Origin of the sequence: Pseudomonas sp. MWU349, assembly GCF_017947325.1 — a bacterium.
GTDB lineage: Bacteria > Pseudomonadota > Gammaproteobacteria > Pseudomonadales > Pseudomonadaceae > Aquipseudomonas > Aquipseudomonas protegens.
On sequence record NZ_JAFEVP010000001.1, the window covers coordinates 1567527 to 1593787 of the forward strand.

The 26261-nt window shown below is 67.2% G+C and carries 19 protein-coding genes; 15 read left to right on the top strand and 4 right to left on the bottom strand.

The genetic code is table 11. The features are described 5' to 3' along the window. The first annotated feature begins 13 nt into the window (after positions 1-13). Together gspH and gspJ are read left to right on the top strand one after the other, a co-directional pair. Positions 14-475 (top strand): type II secretion system minor pseudopilin GspH, encoded by a 462-nt coding sequence (gene gspH / locus KCG88_RS06735; protein WP_210712054.1) that lies wholly within the window; start codon positions 14-16, stop codon positions 473-475. Continuing rightward, on the top strand, positions 472-1083 hold the full coding sequence (gene gspJ, locus KCG88_RS06740) for a type II secretion system minor pseudopilin GspJ (protein WP_210712056.1): 612 nt from the start codon (positions 472-474) through the stop codon (positions 1081-1083). The genes gspH and gspJ overlap by 4 nt, the downstream gene beginning before the upstream one ends. Before the next feature lie 126 nt (positions 1084-1209). Here the strand turns inward: gspJ and KCG88_RS06745 are convergent, their stop codons facing one another. The 3 genes from KCG88_RS06745 to KCG88_RS06755 are packed head-to-tail and all read right to left on the bottom strand — an operon-like array spanning position 1210 to position 3396. After that, on the bottom strand, positions 1210-2160 hold the full coding sequence (locus KCG88_RS06745; RefSeq protein ID WP_047286290.1) for a DUF4880 domain-containing protein: 951 nt from the start codon (positions 2158-2160) through the stop codon (positions 1210-1212). A gap of 37 nt (positions 2161-2197) precedes the next feature. Next, positions 2198-2743 carry an RNA polymerase sigma factor gene (locus KCG88_RS06750; RefSeq protein WP_047286289.1) on the bottom strand — a complete coding sequence of 182 codons (546 nt, stop codon included), beginning with the start codon at positions 2741-2743 and terminating at the stop codon, positions 2198-2200. Further along, on the bottom strand, positions 2740-3396 hold the full coding sequence (locus KCG88_RS06755) for an STN domain-containing protein (protein ID WP_047336893.1): 657 nt from the start codon (positions 3394-3396) through the stop codon (positions 2740-2742). The genes KCG88_RS06750 and KCG88_RS06755 overlap by 4 nt, the downstream gene beginning before the upstream one ends. A gap of 244 nt (positions 3397-3640) precedes the next feature. Here KCG88_RS06755 and KCG88_RS06760 point away from each other — a divergent pair, with 244 nt between their 5' ends. The 3 genes from KCG88_RS06760 to KCG88_RS06770 all read left to right on the top strand — a co-directional run bounded on the left by KCG88_RS06760 (position 3641) and on the right by KCG88_RS06770 (position 6696). Further along, the gene (locus KCG88_RS06760; protein ID WP_210712057.1) at positions 3641-3955 is read left to right on the top strand and encodes a hypothetical protein; all 315 of its coding nucleotides are present in this window, start codon (positions 3641-3643) and stop codon (positions 3953-3955) included. A gap of 288 nt (positions 3956-4243) precedes the next feature. Further along, complete coding sequence (locus KCG88_RS06765) at positions 4244-5608, top strand: hypothetical protein (RefSeq protein WP_210712058.1); 1365 nt, start codon at positions 4244-4246, stop codon at positions 5606-5608. 365 nt (positions 5609-5973) lie between these two features. Next, positions 5974-6696, top strand: coding sequence for an META and DUF4377 domain-containing protein (locus KCG88_RS06770; RefSeq protein WP_246882563.1), 723 nt, complete (start codon positions 5974-5976; stop codon positions 6694-6696). Positions 6697-6793: 97 nt separating this feature from the next. Here the strand turns inward: KCG88_RS06770 and KCG88_RS06775 are convergent, their stop codons facing one another. Beyond that, complete coding sequence (locus KCG88_RS06775) at positions 6794-11653, bottom strand: NAD-glutamate dehydrogenase (protein ID WP_047286287.1); 4860 nt, start codon at positions 11651-11653, stop codon at positions 6794-6796. A 547-nt stretch (positions 11654-12200) separates the two neighbouring features. Between KCG88_RS06775 and KCG88_RS06780 the strand changes: the two genes are divergently transcribed. From KCG88_RS06780 to KCG88_RS06825, 10 genes are all read left to right on the top strand, one after another. Next, entirely contained in the window at positions 12201-12557 is a 357-nt protein-coding gene (locus tag KCG88_RS06780; protein WP_019094865.1) for a hypothetical protein, read from the top strand. 1655 nt (positions 12558-14212) lie between these two features. After that, the gene (locus KCG88_RS06785) at positions 14213-15172 is read left to right on the top strand and encodes a MoxR family ATPase (RefSeq protein ID WP_003218556.1); all 960 of its coding nucleotides are present in this window, start codon (positions 14213-14215) and stop codon (positions 15170-15172) included. 5 nt (positions 15173-15177) lie between these two features. Beyond that, a complete protein-coding gene (locus KCG88_RS06790; RefSeq protein ID WP_011061032.1) occupies positions 15178-16119 on the top strand; it encodes a DUF58 domain-containing protein in 942 nt (313 codons plus the stop codon). Next, positions 16116-16610, top strand: coding sequence for a DUF4381 domain-containing protein (locus KCG88_RS06795; protein ID WP_047286286.1), 495 nt, complete (start codon positions 16116-16118; stop codon positions 16608-16610). The genes KCG88_RS06790 and KCG88_RS06795 overlap by 4 nt, the downstream gene beginning before the upstream one ends. Next, a complete protein-coding gene (locus KCG88_RS06800; RefSeq protein ID WP_210712061.1) occupies positions 16603-17679 on the top strand; it encodes a VWA domain-containing protein in 1077 nt (358 codons plus the stop codon). Before KCG88_RS06795 ends, KCG88_RS06800 begins: the two co-directional genes overlap by 8 nt. Continuing rightward, on the top strand, positions 17676-19421 hold the full coding sequence (locus tag KCG88_RS06805) for a tetratricopeptide repeat protein (protein WP_210712063.1): 1746 nt from the start codon (positions 17676-17678) through the stop codon (positions 19419-19421). The genes KCG88_RS06800 and KCG88_RS06805 overlap by 4 nt, the downstream gene beginning before the upstream one ends. Continuing rightward, positions 19418-21052: a BatD family protein gene (locus tag KCG88_RS06810; RefSeq protein WP_210712065.1), complete on the top strand. Its 1635-nt coding sequence runs from the start codon at positions 19418-19420 to the stop codon at positions 21050-21052. The genes KCG88_RS06805 and KCG88_RS06810 overlap by 4 nt, the downstream gene beginning before the upstream one ends. Before the next feature lie 261 nt (positions 21053-21313). Then, entirely contained in the window at positions 21314-23059 is a 1746-nt protein-coding gene (locus KCG88_RS06815) for a hydantoinase B/oxoprolinase family protein (protein WP_210712067.1), read from the top strand. 18 nt (positions 23060-23077) lie between these two features. Beyond that, complete coding sequence (locus tag KCG88_RS06820; RefSeq protein ID WP_210712068.1) at positions 23078-25165, top strand: hydantoinase/oxoprolinase family protein; 2088 nt, start codon at positions 23078-23080, stop codon at positions 25163-25165. Between the two features lie 91 nt (positions 25166-25256). Continuing rightward, on the top strand, positions 25257-26228 hold the full coding sequence (locus tag KCG88_RS06825; protein WP_047286280.1) for a helix-turn-helix domain-containing protein: 972 nt from the start codon (positions 25257-25259) through the stop codon (positions 26226-26228). Positions 26229-26261: the final 33 nt, after the last annotated feature.

Below are 26261 nucleotides of genomic sequence, written 5' to 3' on the forward strand. Positions count from 1 at the left end.
GGAGTGCAATCCGATGCAGGCAGGCAAGCAACAAGGCTTCACCCTGATCGAGCTGATGGTGGTGCTGGTGATCATCGGCATTGCCAGCGCGGCCGTGGGCCTGAGCATCAAGCCCGACCCGCTGCAACTGCTGCGCAAGGACGCCGAGCGCCTGGCGCAACTGCTGCAAGTGGCCCAGGCCGAAGCCCGCGCCGATGGTCGGCCGATCACCTGGCGAGCCACGGCCAAGGGCTTTGCCTTCAGCCGCCAGAGCGAATCCGGAGGCGGCATCGATGACTTGCGCGGCGACCCCCAACTGCGCCCCCGGGCCTGGGAAACCCCAGCGCTGCAAGTGCGCATCGAACCCAGGCAGCGCCTGGTATTGAACGCCGAATGGATCAACCCGCCGCTGCGCCTGGTGTTGTCCGACGGCCAGCACAGCCTGAGCCTGGAACGCAGCGCCGCCGGCCAGCTGCGGGTGGTGACCCAGCCATGAAGCGTCGGCAGCAGGGGTTCACCCTGATCGAAGTGATGGTGGCGATCATGCTGATGGCGGTGGTCAGCCTGATTGCCTGGCGCGGCCTGGACAGCGTCACCCGGGCCGACAGCCATCTCAAGGCCAGCACCGAACAGACCGAAGAACTGCTGCGCACCCTCAACCAGCTGGAACGTGACGTGGCCCTGCGTGCTGGCACCCAGTTGCGCGAGCCGGCCCTGGGCGACAGCGAAGAAGCCGAGCCCGACAGCCCGGCCCCGCTGAGCGTGCGCAGCTCCGACAGCAAGGGCTTTCGCCTGGAGGTGATACGCAGCGCCGCCACCCCGGGGGAAGGCCTGCAACGGGTGCGCTGGTGGCTCAAGGGCGACACCCTGTACCGCGCCGTGGCCGAGCCCCGCGACCGCTACCCTTTGCCGGCGCCGCGCGACGGCGTGGCGGTGCTGAACCGGGTCAGCGACCTGCAAGTACGGGTCTGGGATGTCGACAAAGGCTGGCGCCAGCTCAGCGGCAACCGCCAGGACAGCCCCCAGGGCCTGGAGATCCGCCTGGTGCGCCAGACGCCCCAGGGCGAAGAGCGCTACCGGCAAGTGCTGGGGCCGTTGCAATAACCCTCCCCCGTAGGAGCCGGCTTGCCGGCGAACCGCGCAGCGGCCAGGCCCTGAGCATTCGGCAAATAGCGCCGGCCCCTTCGCTGGCAAGCCAGCTCCTACAGGGGGCTGTTGGTGTTTCGCGGATCAGCTCAGGAGCACCACGCCGCCGGGCAGTTCGGTGCACTTGGCGCCGTAGGCGTCGCGGATCAGCAAGGCCACGCCGGCCAGCTGGTTGAGGTTGAAACGCGCCTGGACCTTGCGCTTGCCCAGTTCGGCATTGAGCAACACCAGCATCCCCGGGCGGTAGCGGTTGATCTCGCTGATCACCGTGTTGAGGCTGGCGTTGTCGAACACCAGGACCTGCTCGCGCCAGGCGATCACGCTGTGGATGTCCACCACCTGGGGCTCGCCGATGCTGTGCGGGTCGTAGGTCAGCTGGCGACCGCTGTCCAGGCCAATGCTGCGCCCGGCCACGTCCACTTGCAGGCGGCCCTCGATGCAGGTGACGCACACCTGGTGGTCGGTGTTGCGCAGGTTGAAGCGCGCCTGGCGCGCGCTGAGCCAGCCCTCGCCGGCCTGGACCTTGAGCGGCTGCAAACGCTGGCTGAAGACTTCCACTTCGCCTTCCAGCAGTTCGATGCCCTGCTCGCCCGCGCCCAGGTCACGCCGGCTGATGCGGGTCTGGGTGTTGAGCTCCAGGCTCACGCCCTCGGCCAGGTCCACCCGGCGTTGTTCGCCGACTTCGGTGGCAAAGTCGGCGGTCAATCCGGCAAAGCCGCCCGGCACCGTGAGCCGCACCATGAACAGCGCCGCCGAGGCCGCCAGCGCGCCGCCAAGAAAGGCCCGGCGGCCAAAATGCCGCGGCCGCGCTTGCTGTTCCAGCAGCGCCGCGGCCGGTTGCAGGCAATGCCACAGGGCCTTGGTCTGCTCGAAGGCGGCCGCGTGCTGCGGGCTTTGCCCGCACCATTGGCGCAGCGCCCGGGCATCGGCGGCGGTGGCCCGCCCCGACGTCAGAAGAACCAGCCAGTCCCGGGCTTCGTTCAGCAACTGCTGGTCCGCCGAGGCCTGGGGTGTGGAGATGCTAAAAATGTTCAAGCGCGCAGGTACTCACGGATTGATCAGGGCTCTTTGTCTAGGACGGTTTTCCGGCCCCGGGACCGAACCGCTGAATGACTTTTCTTTCCAGGCGCAGGGCGCAATGGCCGAGGGCGGCCTTGAGTTCCTTCTCCACCATCCGTGTGGAAATGCCGAAGCGCTGGGAAATTTCCAGGTGCGGCGCCTCTTCCAGGCGCGCGGCAATGAAGATCTTGCGGCGCCGCGCCGGAAGTTCGTAGAGGGCCTTAAGCAGGGTCTGGATTTCCTTCTGGCCACCCACCACCCGCGAGGGGTCCTGGGCTTCGTCGGCGATCTGCAACAGCTCCTCGACCTCATCGCCGGTGAGCAGGCGGGCATCGGACTGGCGCCGGTCGGCGGCGATGTTCAGCGCCATGCGGTACAGGTAGGCATTGGGTTGCGCCAGGTTCGGCGGCTCTTCCATGCGGTCGACCCGCAGGTAGGTTTCGTGCAGGACGTCGTTGGCCAGGTCCTCGGACCCCAGGCGCCTGCGCAAGCGCACCCGAAAATCCTCGTAGGACGTCAGGAACAGCCTGACCATCGTACTGTGTCCGGTATTTTTCATACCCCGGAAGCTCCTTCCCATTCCTTGCAGTCCATGCGTTTCCCTGTCGTGTCCGGTATCAAGAGTAAGGTCAGCGGCTGGCGCAACGAGCTCGGTGCCTGACGCTCGACCCGGGTCTGGGCCAGGCGCTGCACCAGCGCCTCATCCCGTTGCAGGTCGCCGGTGGAACTCACCAGGCGGCTGTGTTGCACCACGCCGTCGCCGCCGATCCACAGTTGCAGCAAGGCGCGAAAGCTTCCCGGCCGAGTCAGCGCCGAGCCGCACAGGCTGCGTTCCACCGCCCGTTGCAGGGCGCTGGCGTAGCTGCTGTTGAGCCGCGCCGCACGACTGCCCGCAGCACCGGGCTGCACGGCCGGCTGTGTGGCCTGCGGCACCTGCAGGGTGAACGCATCGCTGCGGGCATAACGGGCCATCAGGCCACTGCCGGCCAACAACCGGCTCAGGCCTTCCCGGGCGCTGTAGTGGCCGTTGATCCCCACCGAACGCCGGCCCCGGGTCAGCTCCCGGTCCACCAGCACCGCCATCCCGGTGGCGCGGCTGAACAGCTCCAAAGCATCCGCCAGGTTCTGCGCCGGTATCTCCAGTGCCAGCAGGGCCTGTGAATCCACCCGCGGCGGCCCTCCGGCGGGCCCCTGGGCCCTGCCCGCCGGCATCCACAGCAGCAGCCCGAGCGCCACCACACAGGTCGCCAAGCCCCCGTGCAATGAAGTCCATCGCCCGACCTGCGCTCTGCGTCGCTGCACTGCGGTCCAATCCCTGAAAAGCGTCATCCTGAGGCCAGTTTATGAATCTGGTGTTACGGCCACGGCAAAAAAACCATCACTTTTTCAGCCCGGGCTTTGCACTACACTCGGCCAGCATCGAAGCCCGATTCCCCGGGCCAGCCAGGAGGCCAGGATGAAACGATTAAGCCGATACGCCGCAGCCCTGTGGCTGCTCAGCGCCCTGCCCTGGACGCTGCATGCCGAAGAAGCCAGCGAGGGTTGCGTGGAGGTCAGCGTCGGCGGCTACAAGGCCCCCGACTACAACTGCCTGAGCAAACAGATGGGCAACAATCCTGACGCGGTGAAGGCAGCCCAGGCCAACCAGCAGGCCCTGGAAGACCCGGTGAACAAGCGCCCACCGAATCAGGTCGGGCTCTCGACGCCGGCGGCCACCGGCGTGCGCATGGGCAACACCTTCGGCACCTCGGTCAAGCCGCAGCGGCCCTGAACGGCGCCGCAAGCGGCCAATTGCCAGGCCGCTAGCCGCCTCCGGGCCCGTTCCAGGGCCCGTCTGGACCGCGGCGCAAGCACCAGGCGGCGGTCGCCCCGTGGCCAATCGCGTACTGCGCCGCCCCTCCCCTTGATACGCCCCTGCCCGTATACCGGGCGTTAACCTTGATCGCGCTAGATTGCCGCGCCTTGAAACCCGGAGCCGACAATGGCCCCGAACACAGCGCGTGGATGGCGTTCGGCTGCCGGGCGCCCTATGATTAGCGTTTTTTTGCATGTTGGAAGCATGGAAAGCTATAAAAAATTGATCCTGCAACGACCCTGCCTGAGCATTTTCCTGATTGCCCTCACGCTGTTCATGGGGCTGCAGTACAAACCGGCAGTCCTCAACTACACCACGCGCTTCGTCGACTTTGCCGACTACATGCTGCAGCACGGCATGACTCTGTTCCCCATCGCCGACGATCTGCAGCCCTACCCCGACTACACCATTGTCAACACGGTGCTGGTCTATCTGGCGTCGCTGCCCTTCGGCCAGCTGTCCGTGCTGTCGATGGGCCTGCCCTTCTGCATCGCCGCGTCGCTGATGCTGGTGTTCATCTACAAGCTGGGAGCCCTGCATGAGCGCAAATGGGGCGTCTGCGGCGTGCTCTTTGCACTGTTCACCTGGGCCTTTCTGGACAGCGTCAACTCCCTGGCCCTGGACATCTACCCGGCCCTGGTCACCGCGTGCTGCTTCTACCTGGCCTACTCCGCCGATCTCAAGCAGCAGCGCGGACGCCTGGCGCTGGTGTTCCTCGGCCTGATCCTGGGCTTTGCCCTGCGCGGCCCGATCGGCATGATCGGCCCGGCGCTGGTGGTCGGCACCTACTACCTGCTGAGCCGGCAGTGGCGCACCCTGGTCGGGTTCTCGCTGGTGAGCGGCCTGCTGTTCGCCGCCGGGGTCGCCCTGCTGGCCTGGGCCGCCCACGTGCAGGGCGGCGACGCCTTCATGCAGCAAGTGCTGGAGATGCAGGGCCTGGGCCGGATCGCCAGCGATCACTCGCCGCGCTACTACTTCTACTTCAGCGCGGGGCTGATCACCTACAGCTTCACGGCGTTCTACGCCCTGTGCGTGATGGCCAGGAGCGGCCGCCAGTGGCTCGGTGCCCCGCCGCGGTCGGCGCCGCGCCTGCTGCTGCACCTGGGCGCCTGGTTCGTGGTGCTGATTGTGTTCTTCACCATTCCCAACTCGAAGAAGGCGCGCTACGTGCTGTCCATCACCCCGGCCATTTCCCTGCTGGCGGCCTATATCTTCATCGACCCCGACGGCCTGTTCAGCGCCACCCGCAGACGCCTGCTGCGCCTGTGCCTGAACCTGCCGGCCATCGGCGCGATCCTGGCGCTGCTGGTGCTGGGCTACAACAGCTTTGCCGCCCAGCCCTTGCAGCCCAACTTCGCCGGGGTGTTTGCAAGCTTCGCCCTGCTCAGCGGCGTGCGCCATTGGATCACCCGGCAATACGCCGGACACCGGCATTACGAGGTCATCGTCCTGGCATTCGGCGTAGCGGCCTTCCTGTTGCTGGACGGGTTCTTCTTCAATGCCATCACCTATCACCTGGAACTGGCCAACGAGCCCGACCCCAAATTCCTGCCTTACTGGTTCTGGTAAGGCCGGCACCCACACCTGCCCCTCAGCGCCCGGCCGGAAGCAGGCAACGGCGCTCGCCGCCAGCGTGCAAGATTTGGTAACACTCCCGGTCCCCCCCGGCGATGAAACCGAACTGGCACAGTGCTGTCACATCGCAATCGGTAACGGCGGCGGTCGCCCTGCGGCGGCTTGCGGCCCATGCAGCACAGGCCCGAAGACCTCACCGCCACAGGTTACCGGCCTGGGCCTGCCCCCATGCGGCAGGCCATACTCCATCAAGGCTGAAAGAGCGAACCATGAAGCAAAACATCCTCCTCGTATCCGTCTGTGCCGCCCTGCTCCAGGCCTGCACCCCGGCTTCCACCACCCCTGAAGGATCTTCCTCCATGCCCGCCAGCACTGCCTCCGTCAGCGCCCAGCCTGCGCTGTCCGCCTACTACTGGCAGCTGGTGGCGGCCCGCGATGCGGCGGGCAAGCCCGTCGCCGCCCTGGACAAGGGCATCGAGCGCCAGCTGCGCCTGACCTTCGTCGGGCAGAACCTGAGCATCAGCGGCGGCTGCAACCGCCAGTTCGGCGGCTTCCAGCATGAAAATGGCGTGCTCAAGGTACAACCACTGGCCGCCACCCTGATGGCCTGCGAGCCGAACCTGATGGCCCTGGACGCCCAAATCGCCAACCTGCTCAAGGGCGACCTGCGCACCACCTTCGGCGGCGACCAGTCGACCCCGACCCTGCAACTGGCCACCCAGGACGGCACCCTGCTCACGTTCGAAGGCCAGCCCACCCCGCAAACCCGCTACGGCAGCCAGGGCCAGACCCGCTTCCTGGAAGTGGCGGCCAAGACCGTCAAGTGCAGCCACCCGCTGATCCCCAACTTCCAGTGCCTGCAAGTGCGTGAGCGCCGCTACGACGACGCCGGCCTGCAACTGCCGACCCAGGACACCTGGCACCCGCTGTACCAGTCCATCGAGGGCTACGAGCACCAGGACGGCGTGCGCAATGTGCTGCGGGTCAAGCAGTACGAGTGGAAGAATGCACCCGCCGATGCACCGGCCAGCGTCTATGTGCTGGACATGGTGGTCGAGCAGGACGCCTCGGCGGCCCACTGAGCCAAGCCACCCGCCTGCCGGCACAAACCGGCAGGCAATAAAAAAGCCCCGTATCTTGCGATACGGGGCTTTTTTGGTTCTGGGCGGGGTCAGGCCGTTACAGCACCGACTGACCGCTCATGGCCAGGTCCAGCAATTCGCGGTTGGCCACCGCATACATGGCGTAGTCGGTGCCGCTGGCGGCACGGATTTCCACCATCATGGCGCGCCAGCGATCGGCCATGCTCGCGTTCTGCTCCAGCCACAGAGCCACGCGGGCCTCCATGTCGTCCGGCGCATCGGCCATCTGCAAGACCTTGATGGTGATCGCCCGCTGCTGCCAGTCCACGTCATCGCGGAAGGCTTCGCGCGCCGCCGCCTGCCAGTTGTTGGCCACCGGCAGATCGCTGATCTGCTGCAGGTACCACGGCAGGTCGAGGGCACTGCCGACGGCGAAGTAGGCCTTGGCCACTTCCGCCGCATCGTGGCCGGTCACATCAGCGGCCTCGATGATCGGCAGCAGGGTGTACAGGTGGGTAGTGCCTGCAACCATGCGCGCCAGCAACTCCGGCACACCGGCTTCGACATAGGCGGTGTAACGGGCTTGCCAGCCCTCGCGGGTCGGGCCTTCGAGCAGCTCGTCGAGCTTCAGGCCCAGCGCCGCCAGGTGCGGACCGAAGTGCGCAACGTCGCGCGCCGCATCCTGCTCGTTGCGCCGGCTGCGCAGGAACCAGCGGGTGGCACGACGGCCCAGGCGCATCAGCTCGTCCATCAACGCCAGTTGCACTTCAGCCGAAACCTGGTGGTCCAGGGCTTCGATCTGACGGAACCAGTGCGGGAGGTGGAAGATGTCCCGCACGATCACATAGGCACCGGCGACGTTCGCCGGGCTCATGCCGGTGGACTCCTTCAGGCGCTGCACGAAGGTGATGCCCATGTGGTTGACCAGGTCGTTGGCGATCTGGGTGCTGACGATCTCGCGCTTGAGACGATGGCGACGCATGGCCTCGGAGAACTTGGCCACCAGGCTTGGCGGGAACGCGGTCTCCATGTCACGGGTCAGGTAGTCGTCATCCGGTACCAGGGACTTGAGCAGGGCTTCCTTGAGGTCGATCTTGCTGTAGGAAATCAGCACCGACAGTTCCGGACGGGTCAGGCCCTTGCCGGTGGCGGCGCGCTCGGTGAGCTGCTCCTCGGTCGGCAGGTACTCGATGGCGCGGTCCAGCTTGCCACGGCCTTCCAGGTCGTTCATCAGGCGCTTGTACTCGGCGGCACGCTCGTAGGCACGGCGCGCGGCCAGGGACAAAGCCTGGGTCTGCTTGTAGTTGTTGCCCAACACCAGGCCACCGACTTCGTCGGTCATGCTGGCCAGCAGTTGGTTGCGCTGCTTGTCGGTCATGTCACCGGCCTGCACCACTTCGTTGAGCAGGATCTTGATGTTCACTTCGTGGTCGGAGCAGTCCACGCCACCGGCGTTGTCGATGAAGTCGGTGTTGGAACCGCCGCCATTGAGGCCGAACTCCACGCGACCCAGCTGGGTCATGCCCAGGTTGCCGCCCTCGCCCACCACCTTGCAGCGCAGCTCGTTGCCGTTGACCCGCAGGGCGTCGTTGGCCTTGTCGCCGACATCGGCGTGGCTCTCGGTGCTGGCCTTGACGTAGGTGCCGATACCGCCGTTCCACAACAGGTCCACCGGCGCCTTGAGCAAGGCGTTGAGCAGCTCGGTCGGGGTCAGCTTGTCGGCCTGGATGTCGAAGCGCTCTTTCATCTGCGGCGAGATGGCGATGCTCTTGGCGCTGCGCGAGAAGATGCCGCCGCCTTCGGACATGATGCTGGTGTCGTAGTCACTCCAGGCCGAACGCGGCAATTCGAACAGGCGCTTGCGCTCGACGAAGCTGGTGGCCGGATCCGGGTTCGGGTCGATGAAGATGTGCAGGTGGTTGAACGCGGCCACCAGTTGCAGCTTGTCGGACATCAGCAAGCCGTTGCCGAACACGTCGCCGGCCATGTCGCCGACACCGACCACGGTGATGCTGTCTTCCTGCACATTGATGCCGCGCTCGCGGAAGTGGCGCTGCACGCCGACCCACGCGCCCTTGGCGGTGATGCCCATTTTCTTGTGGTCGTAGCCGGCCGAACCGCCGGAGGCGAAGGCGTCGCCCAGCCAGAAGCCGTAGTCGATGGCAATGCCGTTGGCGATGTCGGAGAAGGTCGCGGTGCCCTTGTCCGCCGCCACCACCAGGTAGGGGTCATCGCCGTCGTGGCGCACCACGTTGGCCGGAGGCACCAGGGCGCCGTCCTTCAGGTTGTCGGTGATGTCCAGCAGGCCGGAGATGAAGATGCGGTAGCAGGCGATGCCCTCGGCCGCGATCTCGTCCCGGCTGCCGCCCAGTGGCAGGCGACGGGGCAGGAAGCCGCCCTTGGCGCCCACCGGCACGATCACCGAGTTCTTCACTTGCTGGGCCTTGACCAGGCCCAGGACTTCGGTGCGGAAGTCTTCTTCACGGTCGGACCAGCGCAGGCCGCCGCGGGCAACGTTGCCGAAGCGCAGGTGCACGCCTTCGACACGCGGCGAGTAGACGAAGATTTCGAACTTGGGCACCGGCTTGGGCAGCTCGGGGATCAGGTGCGGGTTGAACTTGAAGCTGAAGTAGGACTTGTTCTGGCCGTTGGCGTCGGTCTGGTAGAAGTTGGTGCGCAGGGTGGCCTTGATCAGGTCCAGGTAGCGCCGCAGGATGCGGTCTTCGTTGAGCACCTGGACGTCGTCCAGGGCGGTGAGGATCGCCTGCTCCAGACGCTGCTGCTTGTCTTCCAGGTCGTCGCTGGTGAGCTTGCGCGCCAGGTAGAAGCGGGTCTTGAACAACCGGGTCAACTCGCGGGCGATGTCGGTGTGGTTGTTCAGGGTGCTGGCGATATAGCCCAGGTCGAAGCCCAGGCGGATCTGCTTCAGGTAGCGGGCGTAGGCACGCAGCAGCGCCACGTCGCGCCATGGCAGGCCGGCGGTCAGCACCAGGCGGTTGAAGGCATCGTTCTCGGCATCGCCGCGTACGATATGGACGAAGGCGTCCTGCAGCGTGTCGTTGAGCTGCTGGATATCCAGGTCCAGGCCTTCGGCGGCGGTGAAGGCGAAGTCGTGGATCCAGAACTCACGGCCATTGTTGTGACGCAGGCGGTACGGGAATTCGCCCAGCACGCGCAGGCCGAGGTTTTCCAGGATCGGCAGCACGTCGGACAGGGCCAGCGGGGTGTCGGCGTGGTACAGCTTGCAATGCAGCTCGCGCTGGCCGGAGACCTGGCCCAGGGGCTGGTAGAAGCTCATCACCAGCGGGTTGGCTTCGGTGAGGCTCAGCAGGTGCTGCATGTCCACCACCGCCGAATGGGCAGCGAAGCGCTCGCGGTAGCCGGCCGGGAAGCCTTTGGGGAAGTCCGCCAGCACGTTGGTGCCGTGGGCTTCGCCGAAGCTTTCCACCACCAGGCTGGCGTAGTCGTCCTGCCAGCTGCGGCAGGCCTGCACCACTTCCTTTTCCAGCAGCAGCGGGTCGATGTCGATGCGCTGTTTGGGGTCCACCCGCAAAATCAGTTGTACGCGGGCCAGTACCGACTCGGAGAAGAAGGTCCAGAACTCGCAATCAGTGGCTTGCAGGCGATCCATCAGCACTTGCTGGATCTTCTGCCGCACTTCGGTGGAATAGATGTCGCGCGGCACGTAGGCCAGGCAGTAGCAGAAGCGGCCGTAGGGGTCCTTGCGCAGGAACACGCGGATCTTGTTGCGTTCCTGGATCTGCACGATGGACATCACGGTGCTGAACAGCTCGTCCACCGGGGTCTGGAACAGATCGTCGCGAGGCAGTACCTCCAGGACCTGGGCCAGTTCCTTGCCCAGGTGCGCCTTGGCCTGGAAGCCCGAGCGCTGCTCGATGGCTTCGACCTTGCGGCGGATGTAAGGGATCACCCGCACGCTCTCGCCGTACACCGACGAGGTGTACAGGCCCATGAAGCGGCATTCCTTGATGACCTTGCCGTCGGCATCGATCTGGCGGATCGAGACGAAATCCGGGTAGGCCGGACGGTGCACGCGGCTCGGGTGTGCGGCCTTGGCGAAGGACAGCGGCGTCGGTTCGCGCAGGTAGTTGACGGCGTAGTCTTCGATGCGCAGGTCATCGCTGGTCAGGCCGGCGCGCAGCAGCTTGGCCAGGCCGAGGAAGGAGTTCGGGTCATATTCGATATGCCCGCCATCCTGGTCGACGCCGACCACGAATTCTTCATAACCGAGGAAGGTGAAGTGGTTGCCCACCAGCCATTCGAGGAAGCTCTTGATCTCGGTCTTTTCTTCGGCAGCGATGGGGAACTGGCTGTTGTCGATGCTCTGGATCAGCTCCTGGACCTTGGCCTTCATCGGCTCGAAGTCGGCCACGGCGACCCGAACTTCGCCCAGTACCTGCTCCAGCTCCTTGCCCAGCACGCTGAGTTCGGCGGTGTTGGCGCAACGGTCGATCTCCAGGTACATCAGCGACTCTTGCTGGATGCCTTCGCCCTGGGTGCCCTTGGGCAGGATTTCCAGCAGCTCGCCCTTGCTGCCACGGCGTACGCTGAGCACGGTGGTCTGCAGGGTGTGGATGCTGTAGCCGCGACGGTTGAGCTCGGTGCGTACCGAGTCCACCAAAAACGGCAGGTCGTGGTGCAGGACTTCCACCGCGGTGTGGGTCGACTGCCAGCCATGGCGTTCGTAATCGGGGTTGTAGACGCGGACCTGCGGTTGCCCGTGGTCGAAGCGCTCAAGCAGGCGCCAGGCAGAAAGGGTGCAGCCCGCCAGGTCGGACATGCGACGCTGGGTGAGTTCGTCCAGGGAAATGATGCCGAAGAATTGTTCAGCGAACAGCGCCACTTGTGGCAGTGCCTGTTCACTGATGTGCTGGGCCAGTGCCGCTTGCAGTTGGTGCTGGAAGTCGGCTTTGCTGGCTGCGGTGAAGAACGCCATCTGTGGTACTCCGCTTGGGCTTGTTATTGATGGAAGCGTCGCGTGCAAACCCCTCGCGGGGCGGTGCTGCATCCTGCTCCTGGTCTCGGGCAGAGGTAGCAGGATGACAGGTGGGTGAAGCTGGACGAGACGCACAGGTCACATTCACCTTCCGGGGATGGGCATCTGCAAAAACGACTGACGCTTGCCGGGAAACCGAGCGCAATGCCTTTACAGGTGACCATCACAAATCAGACGCAACCTATTGCACTAAGAACAAATTGTCCGCTGCGCAGCTTAACGAGTGCGATGTGACAGCTGCTTGCGATGCTGCGACATATTCGGTCAACGGCACGCAGCAGAACGCTCACGCTTTGAGCAACACTAGCAGCCGCGGTGAAAAAACCGGGTTTTTTCCCCGGATTCACGGTACTTGCGTACCAAAAGTGACTGCCGCAGCGATTGTGTTCACGACCTGTTCTCTGACAGACAAGCCAGCAGAAATTCCATCGGACTGGCAGAATTGTTTCCTTTCTGCCCGCCCGGCCACTCTCTCAGGAATGCCCCCATGCACATGACCACCGCCCACCTGATCGCCAACCCCTGCGACGACGAAGAAGACAACATGGCCATGCTCTGCTGCCACAGCACCCAGGGCGAGATGTTCCTGATGAGCCGCTACCCGGACGAAGACGAACTGGAGATCACCCTCGACGGCGAGCCCTCGACCCTCGATGGCGTCAAGGTGACCCTGAGCCCCACCACTCTGCTGATCGAAATCGCCGCGGCCGACGCCGACGCCCTGAACGGCGCCGACCACCTGGAGATCCGCCACAGCACCGCCGCCTCGGACCTGGCCGAAGTGGAGGAAACCCTGCAGAACATCCTCAAGGGCACCGGCACCTACATCAGCCAGCTGTCCTGAGCGACAGCGCCCTTCCCGGTAGGAGCTGGCTTGCCAGCGAAGGCGTCTTCGACCCCGGCGCAAACCCTGCCGGCCCCTTCGCCGGCAAGCCGGCTCCTACCAGACCCCCAGCACCGCGCCCAACCGTAGGAGCTGGCTTGCCAGCGAAGGCGTCTTCGGCCCCGCCGCAAACCCTGCCGGCCCCTTCGCCGGCAAGCCGGCTCCTACCAGAACCGCAACACCGCGCCCAACCGTAGGAGCTGGCTTGCCAGCGAAAGCGTCTTCGGCCTCGGCGCAAACCCTGCCGGCCCCTTCGCCGGCAAGCCGGCTCCTACCAGAACCGCAACCCCGCGCCCAACCGTAGGAGCTGGCTTGCCAGCGAAGGCGTCTTCGGCCCCGGCGCAAACCTTGCCGGCCCCTTCGCCGGCAAGCCGGCTCCTACCAGCCCCCCAGCACCGCGCCCAACCGTAGGAGCTGGCTTGCCAGCGAAAGCGTCTTCGGCCCCGCCGCAAACCTTGCCGGCCCCTTCGCCGGCAAGCCGGCTCCTACCAGAACCGCAACACCGCGCCCAACCGTAGGAGCTGGCTTGCCAGCGAAGGCGTCTTCGACCCCGGCGCAAACCCTGCCGGCCTCTTCGCCGGCAAGCCGGCTCCTACCAGAACCGCAACACCGCGCCCAACCGTAGGAGCTGGCTTGCCAGCGAAGGCGTCTTCGGCCCCGCCGCAAACCTTGCCGGCCTCTTCGCCGGCAAGCCGGCTCCTACCAGAACCCCAGCACCGCGCCCAACCGTAGGAGCTGGCTTGCCAGCGAAGGCGTCTTCGACCCCGGCGCAAACCCTGCCGGCCCCTTCGCCGGCAAGCCGGCTCCTACCAGCCCCCCAGCACCGCGCCCAACCGTAGGAGCTGGCTTGCCAGCGAAGGCGTCTTCGGCCCCGCCGCAAACCTTGCCGGCCCCTTCGCCGGCAAGCCGGCTCCTACCAGACCCCCAGCACCGCGCCCAACCGTAGGAGCTGGCTTGCCAGCGAAGGCGTCTTCGGCCCCGCCGCAAACCTTGCCGGCCCCTTCGCCGGCAAGCCGGCTCCTACCAGAACCGCAACACCGCGCCCAACCGTAGGAGCTGGCTTGCCAGCGAAGGCGACTTCGGCCCCGGCGCAAACCTTGCCGGCCCCTTCGCCGGCAAGCCGGCTCCTACCAGAACCCCAGCACCGCGCCCAACCGTAGGAGCTGGCTTGCCAGCGAAGGCCTCTTCGACCCCGGCGCAAACCCTGCCGGCCCCTTCGCCGGCAAGCCGGCTCCTACCAGAACCCCAGCACCGCGCCCAACCGTAGGAGCTGGCTTGCCAGCGAAGGCGTCTTCGGCCCCGGCGCAAACCTTGCCGGCCCCTTCGCCGGCAAGCCGGCTCCTACCAGAACCGCAACACCGCGCCCCACCGTAGGAGCTGGCTTGCCAGCGAAGGCGTCTTCGACCCCGGCGCAAACCCTGCCGGCCCCTTCGCCGGCAAGCCGGCTCCTACAGGGGGCACCGAGCAAGGGCGCAAAAAACACGGATTTTTTCGACTAATTCGCCAAATCAGGTTTTCCCCGTTAGTCGCCGACCCCCGCTATGGATTAAAGTATCGCCCCCAGCCCCGACGTTCCCTCAACGCCCGGGGCGCACCCTCTCCAGGAACAGTCACCGATGGAACATCGTGAAGCGCTTTTGGCGCTGCGAACCTTTCTTTCAACGCAGATTCTCGGCCAGGAAAAACTCATCGAGCGCTTGCTCATCGCCCTGCTCGCCGACGGCCACATGCTGGTCGAGGGCGCTCCGGGGCTGGCCAAGACCAAGGCCATCAAGGAGTTGGCCGAAGGCATTGAAGCGCAATTCCATCGGATCCAGTTCACCCCCGACCTGCTGCCCGCCGACATCACCGGCACCGAGATCTATCGCCCGGAAACCGGCAGCTTCGTGTTCCAGCAAGGCCCGATCTTCCACAACCTGGTGCTGGCCGACGAGATCAACCGCGCCCCGGCCAAGGTCCAGTCGGCCCTGCTCGAAGCCATGGCCGAGCGCCAGGTCAGCGTCGGGCGCAGCACCTATGAACTGTCGCCGCTGTTCCTGGTGATGGCGACCCAGAACCCCATCGAGCAGGAAGGCACCTACCCGCTGCCCGAAGCCCAGCTCGACCGCTTCCTGATGCACGTCAAGATCGGTTTCCCGGATGCCGCCGTCGAGCGGCGGATCCTCCAGCAGGCCCGGGGCGAAGCGCTGAACGGCGAGACCAAGCCCGAGCGCCGGGTCAGCCAGCAGGCGATCTTTGCCGCGCGCAAGGAAATCCTCGGCCTGTACATGGCCGACGCGGTGGAGGAATACCTGGTGCAGCTGGTGATGGCCACCCGCACCCCGGCCAAGTTCGACCCGGAGATGGCCGAGTGGATCGCCTACGGCGCCAGCCCTCGTGGTTCCATCGCCCTGGACCGCTGCGCCCGGGCCCACGCCTGGCTGGCCGGGCGCGACTTCGTCAGCCCCGAAGACATCCAGGCCGTGCTGTTCGACGTACTGCGCCACCGCATCATCCTGTCCTTCGAGGCTGAAGCGGCCGGCATCGACCAGGACCGTGTGGTACAGCGCATCCTCGACGTCGTTGCCGTCGCCTGAAGCCCATGACCCAGCCCGTTGCCGAACCCGGCATTCGCATCACCCTCGGCGAGCTGATCGAGATGCGCCATCGTGTGCGCGAGGTGCAGCTGTTCTCCACCCCCAGCCAGCGCAGCCCGCTGATCGGCCTGCACCACTCCAAGCTGCGCGGGCGCGGCGTGGACTTCGACCAGGTGCGGGTCTACCAGGCCGGCGACGATGTACGCACCATCGACTGGCGGGTTACCGCGCGCACCCAGGAACCGCACACCAAGCTGTTCCACGAAGAGCGCGAGCGGCCGATCTTCATCATGGTGGAACAGAGCCGCCAACTGTTCTTCGGCTCCGGGCTGATGTTCAAGTCGGTGCTCGCCGCCCAGGCCGCGAGCCTGATCGGCTGGGCCGCCCTGGGCCATAACGACCGGGTCGGCGGGCTGGTCTACGGCGACGACGAGCACTACGAGATCAAGCCGCGGCGCAGCAAGCAGAGCCTGTTGCAGCTGCTCAACCGCCTGGTGCGGGTCAACCAGTCGCTGCACAGCGAAGCCCGGCCCCAGCGCGACGCCCTGGGCACCGCGCTGCTGCGCGGGCGCGAAGTCCTGCGCCCCGGCAGCCTGGTGATCGTGATCTGCGACGAACGCGCCCTGAGCGACGCCGCCGAGCAGCAACTGAGCCTGCTGTCGCGCCATTGCGACCTGCTGTTGATGCCCCTTTCCGACCCGCTGGACCACGCCCTGCCCGCCGCCGGCCTGCTGCGCTTTGCCGAGCGCGGCGCCCAGCTGGAACTGGACACCCTGAACTACGACCTGCGCCAGGCCTACCGCGCCATGAGCGAAGCGCGCATCGCCCGCTGGGAACGCCTGGCGCAAAAGCTGCGGGTGCTGCTGATGCCCCTGAGCACCCAGAGCGAGATGGTCGAGCAGCTGCGCGAGTACCTCAACCCGCAGCGGCCCGGAGCCGGCCGATGAGCAGCCTGGAACAACTGCAACCGCTGCTGCCCCCGCCGGCGGTCAGCCTGTGGCCACCGGCCCCGGGCTGGTGGCTGCTGGCGATCCTGCTGCCGCTGCTGGGCCTGGCCCTCTGGCGCTGGCGCCACCTGTGGCCGCGCAAGGCCGTGCGCGCCCGCAGCGAGCAGCCCCTGGACCCGGTGCGCCTGGCCGCCCTGGCAGAACTGGCGCTGCTGCCCAAGCCCTATGACGGCGCCCCCGCCGGCGCCTGGCTGCAGGCCTTGAATGCCCTGCTCAAGCGCCTGTGCCGCAACCATTACCCCTACAGCCAGAGCCACACCCTGAACGGGCGCAAATGGCTGGCGTTCCTCGACAACCGTTGCCCGGCCGCCGGCCTGACCCGCTGGATGGTGCTGGTGGAAGGCGCCTACAAGCCCGAGTGCAAGCTCGACGACAAAGCCATCGCCGGCCTGACCCAGGCGGTGGACACCTGGATTCGCAAGCATGTTTGAGTTCGCCTGGCCCTGGGTCTTCGTCCTGCTGCCGCTGCCCTGGCTGCTGCGCCTGGTGCTGCCGGTGGCCGACAGCGGCGAGCCGGCGCTGAAAGTCAGTTTTCTCAGTGACCTGGAAGGCCTGTCCAAGCGCCGGGCCCGCGCCCACCTGCCGGCCTGGCGCCAGCAGGTGCGTTTCATCCTGCTCTGGCTCCTGCTGCTGTTGGCCGCCGCGCGTCCGCAATGGCTGGGCGACCCCTTGCCGGTGGCCGCCAGCGGCCGCGACCTGCTGGTGGCGGTGGACGTTTCCGGCTCCATGGATTTCCCCGACATGCAATGGCAGGACGAGGACGTCAGCCGCCTGAGCCTGGTCAAGCACCTGCTGGGGGACTTTCTCGAACACCGCGAAGGCGACCGGGTGGGCCTGATCCTGTTCGGCAGCAAGGCCTACCTGCAGGCGCCCCTGACCTTCGACCGGCACACGGTGCGGGTCTGGCTGGATGAAGCCAAGATCGGCATTGCCGGCAAGAACACCGCCATCGGCGATGCCATCGGCCTGGCCCTCAAGCGCCTGCGCCAGCGCCCGGCCCAGAGCCGGGTGCTGATCCTGGTCACCGACGGCGCCAACAACGGCGGCGAGATCGCCCCCATCACCGCCGCCCGGCTGGCCGCCGAGGAAGGGGTGAAGATCTACCCCATCGGCATTGGCGCCGACCCGGAACAGAGCGCCACCCTCGGCGTGCTGGGCATCAACCCGAGCCTGGACCTGGACGAACCGGCCCTCAAGGAGCTGGCGCAAGTCACCGGCGGGCGCTACTTCCGCGCCCGGGACGGCCAGGAGCTGCAAGCGATCAAGCAAACCCTCGACCAACTGGAACCGGTGGCCCAGCAACCGACCCAGGCACGCCCGGCCCAGGCCCTGTACCACTGGCCCCTGGCCGCGGCGCTGCTGCTCAGCGTACTGCTGGTGCTGCGCGAGCGCTGGCCGCAGAACCCGCTGCAACGCTTCTTCACCCAGTCGAACTTCCTGCTGCCAGCCCATGACTGGCGCCAGCGGCTCAAGCGCCTGCGCTTGCGGAGGCGCCGATGATCAGCCTCTGGCCCCACTGGTTCCGCCCCGGCTGGTTGCTGGTACTGCCCCTGCTGGCGCTGCTGCTGTGGAAGCTCTGGCACCGGCAGAAACGCGCCGGGCGCTGGCAGATGATCCTGCCCCCGGCCTTTCACGCCGCCCTGCTCAGCGGCGGCAATGGCCGCGAAAGCAAGCTGCCCTGGGTGGCCCTGGGCCTGGCCTGGCTGCTGGCGGTGCTGGCCCTGCTGGGCCCCAGCTGGCAGCGGGTGGAACAGACCAGCCAGAAACCCGCCGACCCGCTGGTGGTGCTGCTGGAGCTGACCCCGCAGATGCTCGCCAACGACGTGCCGCCCGATCGCCTGGAGCAGGCCCGGCACAAGCTGCTGGACCTGTTGCAGCTGCGCAGCGACGCGCAGACCGCCATCGTGGTCTACGCCGGCAGCGCCCACACCCTGGTACCGCTGTCCGATGACCTGGCCACCAGCCGCAACCTGCTGGACGCCCTCAAGCCGTCGATCATGCCCCAGGCCGGCCAGCGCGCCGACCTGGCCCTGCTCAAGGCCCTCAAGCTGCTGGACCAGGGGGCCCTGGGCCAGGGCCGGGTGCTGCTGATGGCCTCCTCCCTCAACGAAGAGGAACGCCAGGGCATCCGCCAGGCGCTCAAGGGCGACGCCCCGCAGTTGCTGATGCTCGGCTTCGGCAGCCGCGACGGCGCCCCGGTGGCCCTGGAAGACGGCAGCTACCTCAAGGACGACCAGGGCGCGATCCTGGTATCGCGCCTGGACAGCCCGGACCTCAAGCACTTCATCGGCGACGTGGGCGGGCGCTACCGCCAGGCGCGCCTGGACGACAGCGACCTGCGCGGCCTGGGCCTGCTGGGCGGCCCGCAAGGCCTGCGCAGCGACGGCCAGACCCTGCGCCTGGATACCTGGGCCGACCAGGGCTACTGGCTGCTGCTGCCGCTGTTGCTGCTGGCCGCCTGCGCCGGGCGCCGGGGCTGGCTGTTCTGCCTGCCCCTGCTGCTGTTCGCCGTGCCGCAACCGAGCTACGCCTTCGACTTCAATGACCTGTGGCTACGCCCCGACCAGCAGGGCCAGCGGCTTCTGCAACAGCAGCGCCCGGCGGAGGCCGCGCGGCATTTCCAGGACCCGCAATGGCAAGGCGTGGCCTTGTACGAAGCCGGCAACTACACTGCCGCCGCCGAGCGTTTCGCCGAGGGCAACGACGCCCGCGCCCACTACAATCGCGGTAATGCCCTGGCCCGCAGCGGCGAGCTGGAAGCCGCCATCGACGCCTACGAGCAGGCCCTGGAACGCCAGCCGGACCTGCAACCGGCGTTGCAGAACAAGGCCCTGGTGGAGAGCCTGCTGCAACAGCAACAGGCCCAGGCGCAAACACCGCCGCCGGCGAAGAAACCGGACACCCCCGAAGGCGACGACAGCCGCCCGGGCCCCAGCGGCGAGGCCACCCAGCCACCGCCGGGCAGCAATGGCCCGCAGGACCCGGCGCAGACGCCGGCCAACGAAGGCGACACGCCGCCGCCGGATCCACAGGCCGCCGGCCACAGTGACGTGCCCGGCAGTGAGCTGGACGACCAGCACACCACCACCCCGCTGCGCCCGGTGGAGGACAGCCTGGACGCTGAACACCAGCAGGCGCTGGAACAATGGCTGCGCAAGATCCCCGACGACCCGGGTGAATTGCTCAGGCGCAAATTCTGGTACGAACAGCAACAACATCAGGATCAGGGAAAAACTCGATGACCCGCTGCACCGCCCTACTGCTTGCCCTCGCGTTCTGCACTGGCCAGTCCCAGGCTGCCGGCCTGCTCGCCAGCCTGGACCGCAGCCAGGTCAATTCCGGGGAAACCGTCGAGCTGACCCTGGAGTCCACCGATGTCACCCAGTTCGGCAAGCCGGACCTGGCGCCCCTGGAGGCCCAGTTCGAGGTGCGCGGCACGCGCCAGGTCAACCAGCTCAACGGCCTGGGGGACAACCACGCCAGTACCCGCTGGATCGTCACCCTGCTGCCGCGCCACACCGGCACCCTGGAAATCGCCCCGCTGCAACTGGGCAGCCTGCAGAGCCAGCCCCTGAGCCTGCAGGTCAACACCAGCCCGGTCCAGGACCAGAACGCCCGCCTGGAACCGGTGTTCATCGAAGCCGAGCTCGACCAGCCCAGCGTCTATGTCCAAGCCCAGGCCCTGCTGACCCTGCACATCTACCACTCGGTGCCGCTGTTCGACGACAGCAGCCTGAGCCCGCTGCTGCTGAACGACACCCGGGTGGAACAGCTGGGCGAGCCGCGCACCTACGAAAAGCTCATCAATGGCGTGCGCCACGGGGTGATCGAGATGCGCTACGCGCTCTACCCCCAGCGCAGCGGGCCGTTGCAGATTCCCGCGCTGACCTTCAGCGCCACCCTGGCCAACCCGGACCCGGGCCAGGAAACCAGCTCGCAGACGCCCCGGGCCGGCAAGCTGATCCACATCAGTTCCAGTGAGCTGAGCCTGCAGGTCAAGGCCAAGCCTGCCACCTACCCCGCCGACGCGCCCTGGCTGCCGGCCCGCAGCCTGAGCCTGAGCGAAAGCTGGAACCCGGAGCCCGATCATCCCCAGGTCGGCGACTCCCTGACCCGCAGCCTGACCCTGCGCGCCGAAGGCCTGTCCAGCGCCCAGTTGCCGCCGCTGCCCCTGGCCGACGTCAATGGCCTGCGCAGCTACCCGGACCAGCCACAGTTGAGCAACCAGCACGTTGAACAGGGCCTTTTGGGCATTCGCGAAGACCGCCAGGCGCTGGTGCCCACCCGCCCCGGCAACGTCGAACTGCCTGCCATTGAAGTGACCTGGTGGAACACCGACCAAGACCGGCTGGAAAGCAGCAGCCTGCCGGCGCGGACCCTGCAGGTGGCGAACAACCCGAGCCTGGTGGTGGACACCCCGGCAGGCAACGCCCCGGCCGGGCCCGACAGCGGCAACCTGTGGCTGTGGCAACTGAGCACCCTGCTGCTGGCTTGCACCACCCTGCTGGGCTTCGGTCTGTGGTGGCGCGCCCGCTGGCAGCCGGCGGTGCTGCGCGCCACCCAGACCGGCCCCAGCCCGCGCTCGCTGCTGGACGACCTCAAGCGTGCCTGCCAGGCCAACGACCCCCAGGCCACCCGCCAGGCCCTGGACGCCTGGGCCCGGCAGCAGCCCGAAACCCTGGCCGAAATGGCCGCGCGCTTCGTGCCGCTGTCCGACGCCCTGGACGGCCTCAACGGCGCGCTCTACAGCGAGACCGGCCAGTACTGGCAGGGCGAGGAACTGTGGCGAGCGATACGCGCCATCCCGATCGACGAACGGGTCCAGGACCCGGTGGCGGACACCACCAGCCTGCCGCCGCTGTATCCCAAGTAACCGGCGCTCCGCGCAGCCCCCCCGTAGGAGCCGGCTTGCCGGCGAAAAGCCCCGTAAGTCATGCCGCGCCCGGGCGGGCCCCTTCGCTGGCAAGCCAGCGCCTACAGCGCGCCCACATTCAGCAGTGGCGACAGTGCACCAGAACGCAAAAAGCCCTGCACCTGGCGACAAGCCAGGTGCGCCTGGCTGCGCGTAGCTTAAGGCCGTGGGCGCAACAGCCGTCGCGCCCCACCCCGAGAACAACAAGAACTCAGGTGAGCCATGAGCACAGTAGATCCGATCACCCTCGCCGTGGTGCGAGGGGCGCTGGAAACCGCCCAGCGTGAAATGACCCTGACCCTGGAGAAAACCGGCCGCTCCAGCGTCTTCAACCTGGCCCACGACTACTCCAATGCCTTGTTCGACCACCTCCCGGAAATGGTCCTCCAGGGCCAGGACATCCCGATCCACCTCGGCTCGCTGATCCCGGCGATGAAATGCGTGGCCGGGTTCTTCGGCGACGACATCCATGAAGGGGACGTGATCTACCACAATGACCCGGCCTACCAGGGCAGCCATATTCTGGACTGCTGCATGTACAAACCGGTGTTCTACCGGGGCGAGCTGGTGTTCTGGGCGGTGTGCAAGGGCCACCTCACCGACATCGGCGGCCCGGTGCCCGCCGGCTACAACCCGGACGCCAGGGAAATCTATGCCGAGGGCCTGCGGATTCCGCCGGTCAAGCTCTGGGCCCGGGGCCAGCGCCGCGAGGATGTGATCAACCTGCTGCTAACCAACATGCGCGCCCGGGTCTACCAGGAAGGCGACCTGAATGCCCAGTACGGCGCCTGCAGCGTCGGCGAGCGGCACCTGCTGCAACTCCTGGAGCGCTACGGCGTGGAACAGGTGCGCGCCTGCATCGGCGAGCTCAAGGACATGGCCGACCGGCACATGCGCGCCCTGCTGCGCGAGGTGCCGGATGGCCTCTACCACGGCAGCGCGGTGCTGGAGGATTCGGGCCACGGCCTGGGCCAGCTGACCATCACCGCCCAGGTGCAGATCAGCGGCGATCAGGCCCGGGTGCGCATCGACAGCCCGCCCCAGGTGCCCTACTTCATCAACTCCTACGCCGGCAACTCGGTGTCCGGGGTGTACCTGGGGCTGATGATGTTCGCCCAGGTGCCGCCGCCCTATAACGAGGGCCTGTACCGCTGCATCAGCGTCGACCTGGGGGAGCCCGGAACCCTGTGCAACGCCAGCGAACCCGCGCCCCACGTCAACAGCACCACCACCCCCATGGAAACCCTCGCCGACGCGGTGCGCCAGGCCCTGGAGCAGGCCGCGCCGGAACGGGTCACCGCGTCCTGGGGCCATGCCAGCGGGATCAACATCGCCGGCCACGACCCGCGTAACGACAACGCCGAATACGTGACCATGGTCCTGGCCTCGATCATCTCCGGGGCCGGGGCCAACCAGGCCATGGACGGCTGGCCGGCCTGCGGCCCGCTGTGCTGCTTCGGCGCGCTGATGTCCGGCGACATCGAACTGCTGGAATACGCCTACCCGATCCTCATCCACCGCTACAGCCTGATCACCGACAGCGGCGGCGCCGGGCAGTTTCGCGGCGGCTCGGGCACCTGCATCGAGATCGAACCCTTGCAGCACCCGATGACCGTGGTGGGTTTCGGCGAAGGCCGGCAACTGCCCACCGCCGGCGCCGCGGGGGCGCGCAACGGCCTGCTGGCGCCCAAGCTCGGGCGCCTGACCCATCGCCGCACCGACGGCCAGGAACACACCTACCAGCACAATGCCCAGTTGACCGCGCAACCGGGCGAGCGGGTGATCAACCTCAACCCCGGCGGTGGCGGCTATGGCGACCCCTTCCTGCGGCCCCTGGAACGAGTGGCCGAAGACCTGCGCAATGGCCTGATTTCCCTGGAAGGCGCGCGCCTGGACTACGGCGTGGTGTTCGACGCCGAGCAGCGCCTGGACCACGACGCCACCCGCGCCCTGCGCGCCCGCCCCTGAACCCACGGAGCATCCCCCATGAGCAAACACTATCGCCTGGGCATCGACGCCGGCGGCACCTTCACCGATTTCATCCTCGCCGACCAGCTCGGCAACGTGCAGCTGTTCAAGGCCCCCTCGACCCCGCAGGACGGCACCCTGGCCATCCGCAACGGCCTGGCGCAGATGGCCGACGCCCTGGGGCGCAGCCCGGCGCAGATCATTGGCGACTGCGACCTGTGCATCAACGGCACCACCGTGGCCCTCAACGCCCTGATCGAGAAGACCGGGGCCAAGGTCGGCCTGCTGTGTACCGATGGCCACGAAGACAGCCTGGAAATCCGCCTGGGGCACAAGGAAGACGGCCACCGCTACGACGCCAGCTACCCCCAGGCCCACATGCTGGTGCCGCGCCACCTGCGCCGGCCAATCGGCGGGCGCATGCGCAGCGACGGCCAGGAGCACGCGCCCCTGGACGAAACAGCGATCCTGCGGGCCATCGAGTACTTTCGCGAGCAGCAGGTGCAGGCGGTGGCCATCTCCTTTGTCTGGTCGGTGCGCAACCCGGCCCACGAGCAGCGCGCCGCACAGCTGGTGCGCGCGGCCCTGCCCGGGGTCTTCGTCTGCACCGGCAATGAAGTGTTCCCGCAGATCCGTGAATACACCCGCACCTCCAGCACCGTGGTCAACGCCTACCTGAGCCCGGTGATGCAACGCTACGTGGCGCGCATCGACAGCCTGTTCGAAGAACTGGGGGCGCAGCAGCCGACCCGCTACTTCCAGTCCAACGGCGGCCTGGCCCCCGGCGCGATCATGAGTACCCGGGCGGTCAATGCGATCAATTCCGGCCCGGCCTCGGCGCCCCAGGCCGGGCTGTGCGTGGCCCGGCCATTCGGCATCGACAACGTGATCACCGTGGACATGGGCGGCACCTCCTTCGACATCACCCTGAGCCAGGGCGGGCGCACCAACTTCAGCAAGGACAGCGACTTTCTGCGCTACCGCATCGGCGTGCCGATGATCCAGGTGGAAACCCTCGGCGCCGGTGGCGGCTCCATCGCCCACCTGGACCCCTTCGGCATGCTCCAGGTCGGCCCGCGCAGCGCCGGGGCCAACCCCGGGCCGGTGTGCTATGGCAAGGGCGGCAGCGAGCCGACGGTGACCGACGCCAACCTGGCGCTGGGCTACCTGGCGGACGGCGCCTTGCTCGGCGGCAGCATCCGCCTGTCACGCCAGGCGGCGCTGCAGGCCATCGCCAGCCGGATCGCCGAGCCCCTGGGCATCAGCATCGAGCGCGCGGCGCTGGGCATCATCACCCTGGTCAACCTGAACATGGTCAGCGGCATCCGCCGGGTATCGGTGGAGCGCGGCTACGATCCCCGCCAGTTCGCCCTGATCGGCGCCGGCGGCGCGGCGGGCATGCACGTGATCCGCCTGGCCGAGGAAATCGGCAGCCAGGTGGTGCTGATTCCCAAGGTGGCCTCGGGGCTGTGCGCCTTCGGGCAGATCCTCTCGGACATCCGCTACGACCAACTGACCACCCTGCCCATGCGCCTGGACGACCAGCACGTGGACCTAGCGCTGCTCAACCGGACCCTGGCCCGGCTGCGCGAACAGGGCCTGGAGAACCTGCGCCAGGACGGCTTCAGCAACGGCAACCGGGTCGATACCCAATACCACCTGGAAATCCGCTACCTGGGGCAGATCCACGAATGCAGCGTCGAGCTGGCCAGCAACGAGCTGGACCCGGCCGGCCTCAGCGCCCTGCGCGAGGCCTTCCACAGCCGGCACAAGGCGCTGTTCTCCTACAGCGAGCCCCAGAGCCCGATCGAGCTGGTGAACCTTGAATGCTCGGTGATCGCCAGGCTGCAGCACCCACCGATGCCCGAGTTGCCGATCCCCGAGCAGCAGGTGCCGGCCACGCCCCGGGAACAGCGCTCGATGCTGTTCGACGAAGCCGGCGGCTGGCAACCGACGCCGGTCTACCAGGGCGAGCGGCTGCAGGCCGGGCAGACCCTCACCGGCCCCTGCGTGATCGAGGAAGCCACCACCAACATCGTGGTGCCGCCGGGCTGGCAGGCGACGCTCGCGCCCTCGGCCTGCTACCGGCTGACGCCTGCCGATTGACCGACCCGCGCTTTTGCCCAAAGATCACCGGCACCGTGGCTGACCACCCGGTGCTGTCCTGACTAAAAAACACAAGAAAGCAGGAGTGATGATGGTTCAGCAGCTTTCCACCCGTTACTGGCCCGAGCACCAATGCCAGCCCCGCTGGGCCGAAGCCATTGGCAACGCCTACTTTCCCCTGTCCCTCGAATTCAGCAGCGACCGCCCCTTCCAGGGCAACCTGCGGATCTGGGAAACCCCCAGCAGTGCCCTGGCCCTGTCGCGCCTGCGTTCCAGCCGCCTGGGCTATTCCCGGAGCAAGGCCCAGGTCAGCAACGACGCCCAGGCCTGTTACCTGGTGACCATTCCCCGGCGCCACGAGGTGCTGTTCGAACAGGACGGCCGCGAGCTGCATTGCCGCCCCGGCAGCTTCATCTTCGAACGGGGCGATGCGCCCTACCGCTTCCGCTACGCCAGCGACAACGACCTGTGGGTGTTCAAGCTGCCGGAGCAGGCCCTGCACGGCCAGTTGCGCGGCGCCGAGCGCTACACCCGTTTCTGTTTCGATGCCCGGCGCGGCCTGGGGCGGATCTTCGCCGACCAGTTGGCCATGTGCGCCGCGCGCTTCGACGAATGTGCCCCGGCGGCGCGGCATATGCTGCTGGAACAGGCCCTGGCGACCCTGCTGCTGACCCTGCGCCAGGACGAACGGGTGCTCAGCAGTGAAAGCTCCAGCCTGGCCGCCCTGCACCTGCAACGCATCGAACGCTACGTGGAGCAGCACCTGGGCTCGGCGGAGCTCAACCCCAGGCAGATCGCCAGCGCCTGCGGCATTTCCCTGCGCTACCTGCACAAGCTCTTTGCCGACAGCCCCTTCAGCCTGGGCGAGTGGATTCGTCAGCAGCGCCTTGGCGCCGTGCACCGCCAACTGCGCGACGCCCACTGCCGCCTGTCGATCGGCGAGCTGGCCGCGCGCTGGGGGTTTGCCGACCAGGCCCAGTTCGCCCGGCACTTTCGCCAGCGGTTCGGCTGCACCGCCAGCGAAGTGCGCGCCGGCCAGGGCTCCGCCGTACCGCGTCACTGAACGCCGGCCCCACTTGGCCGCGCCGGGGCATTT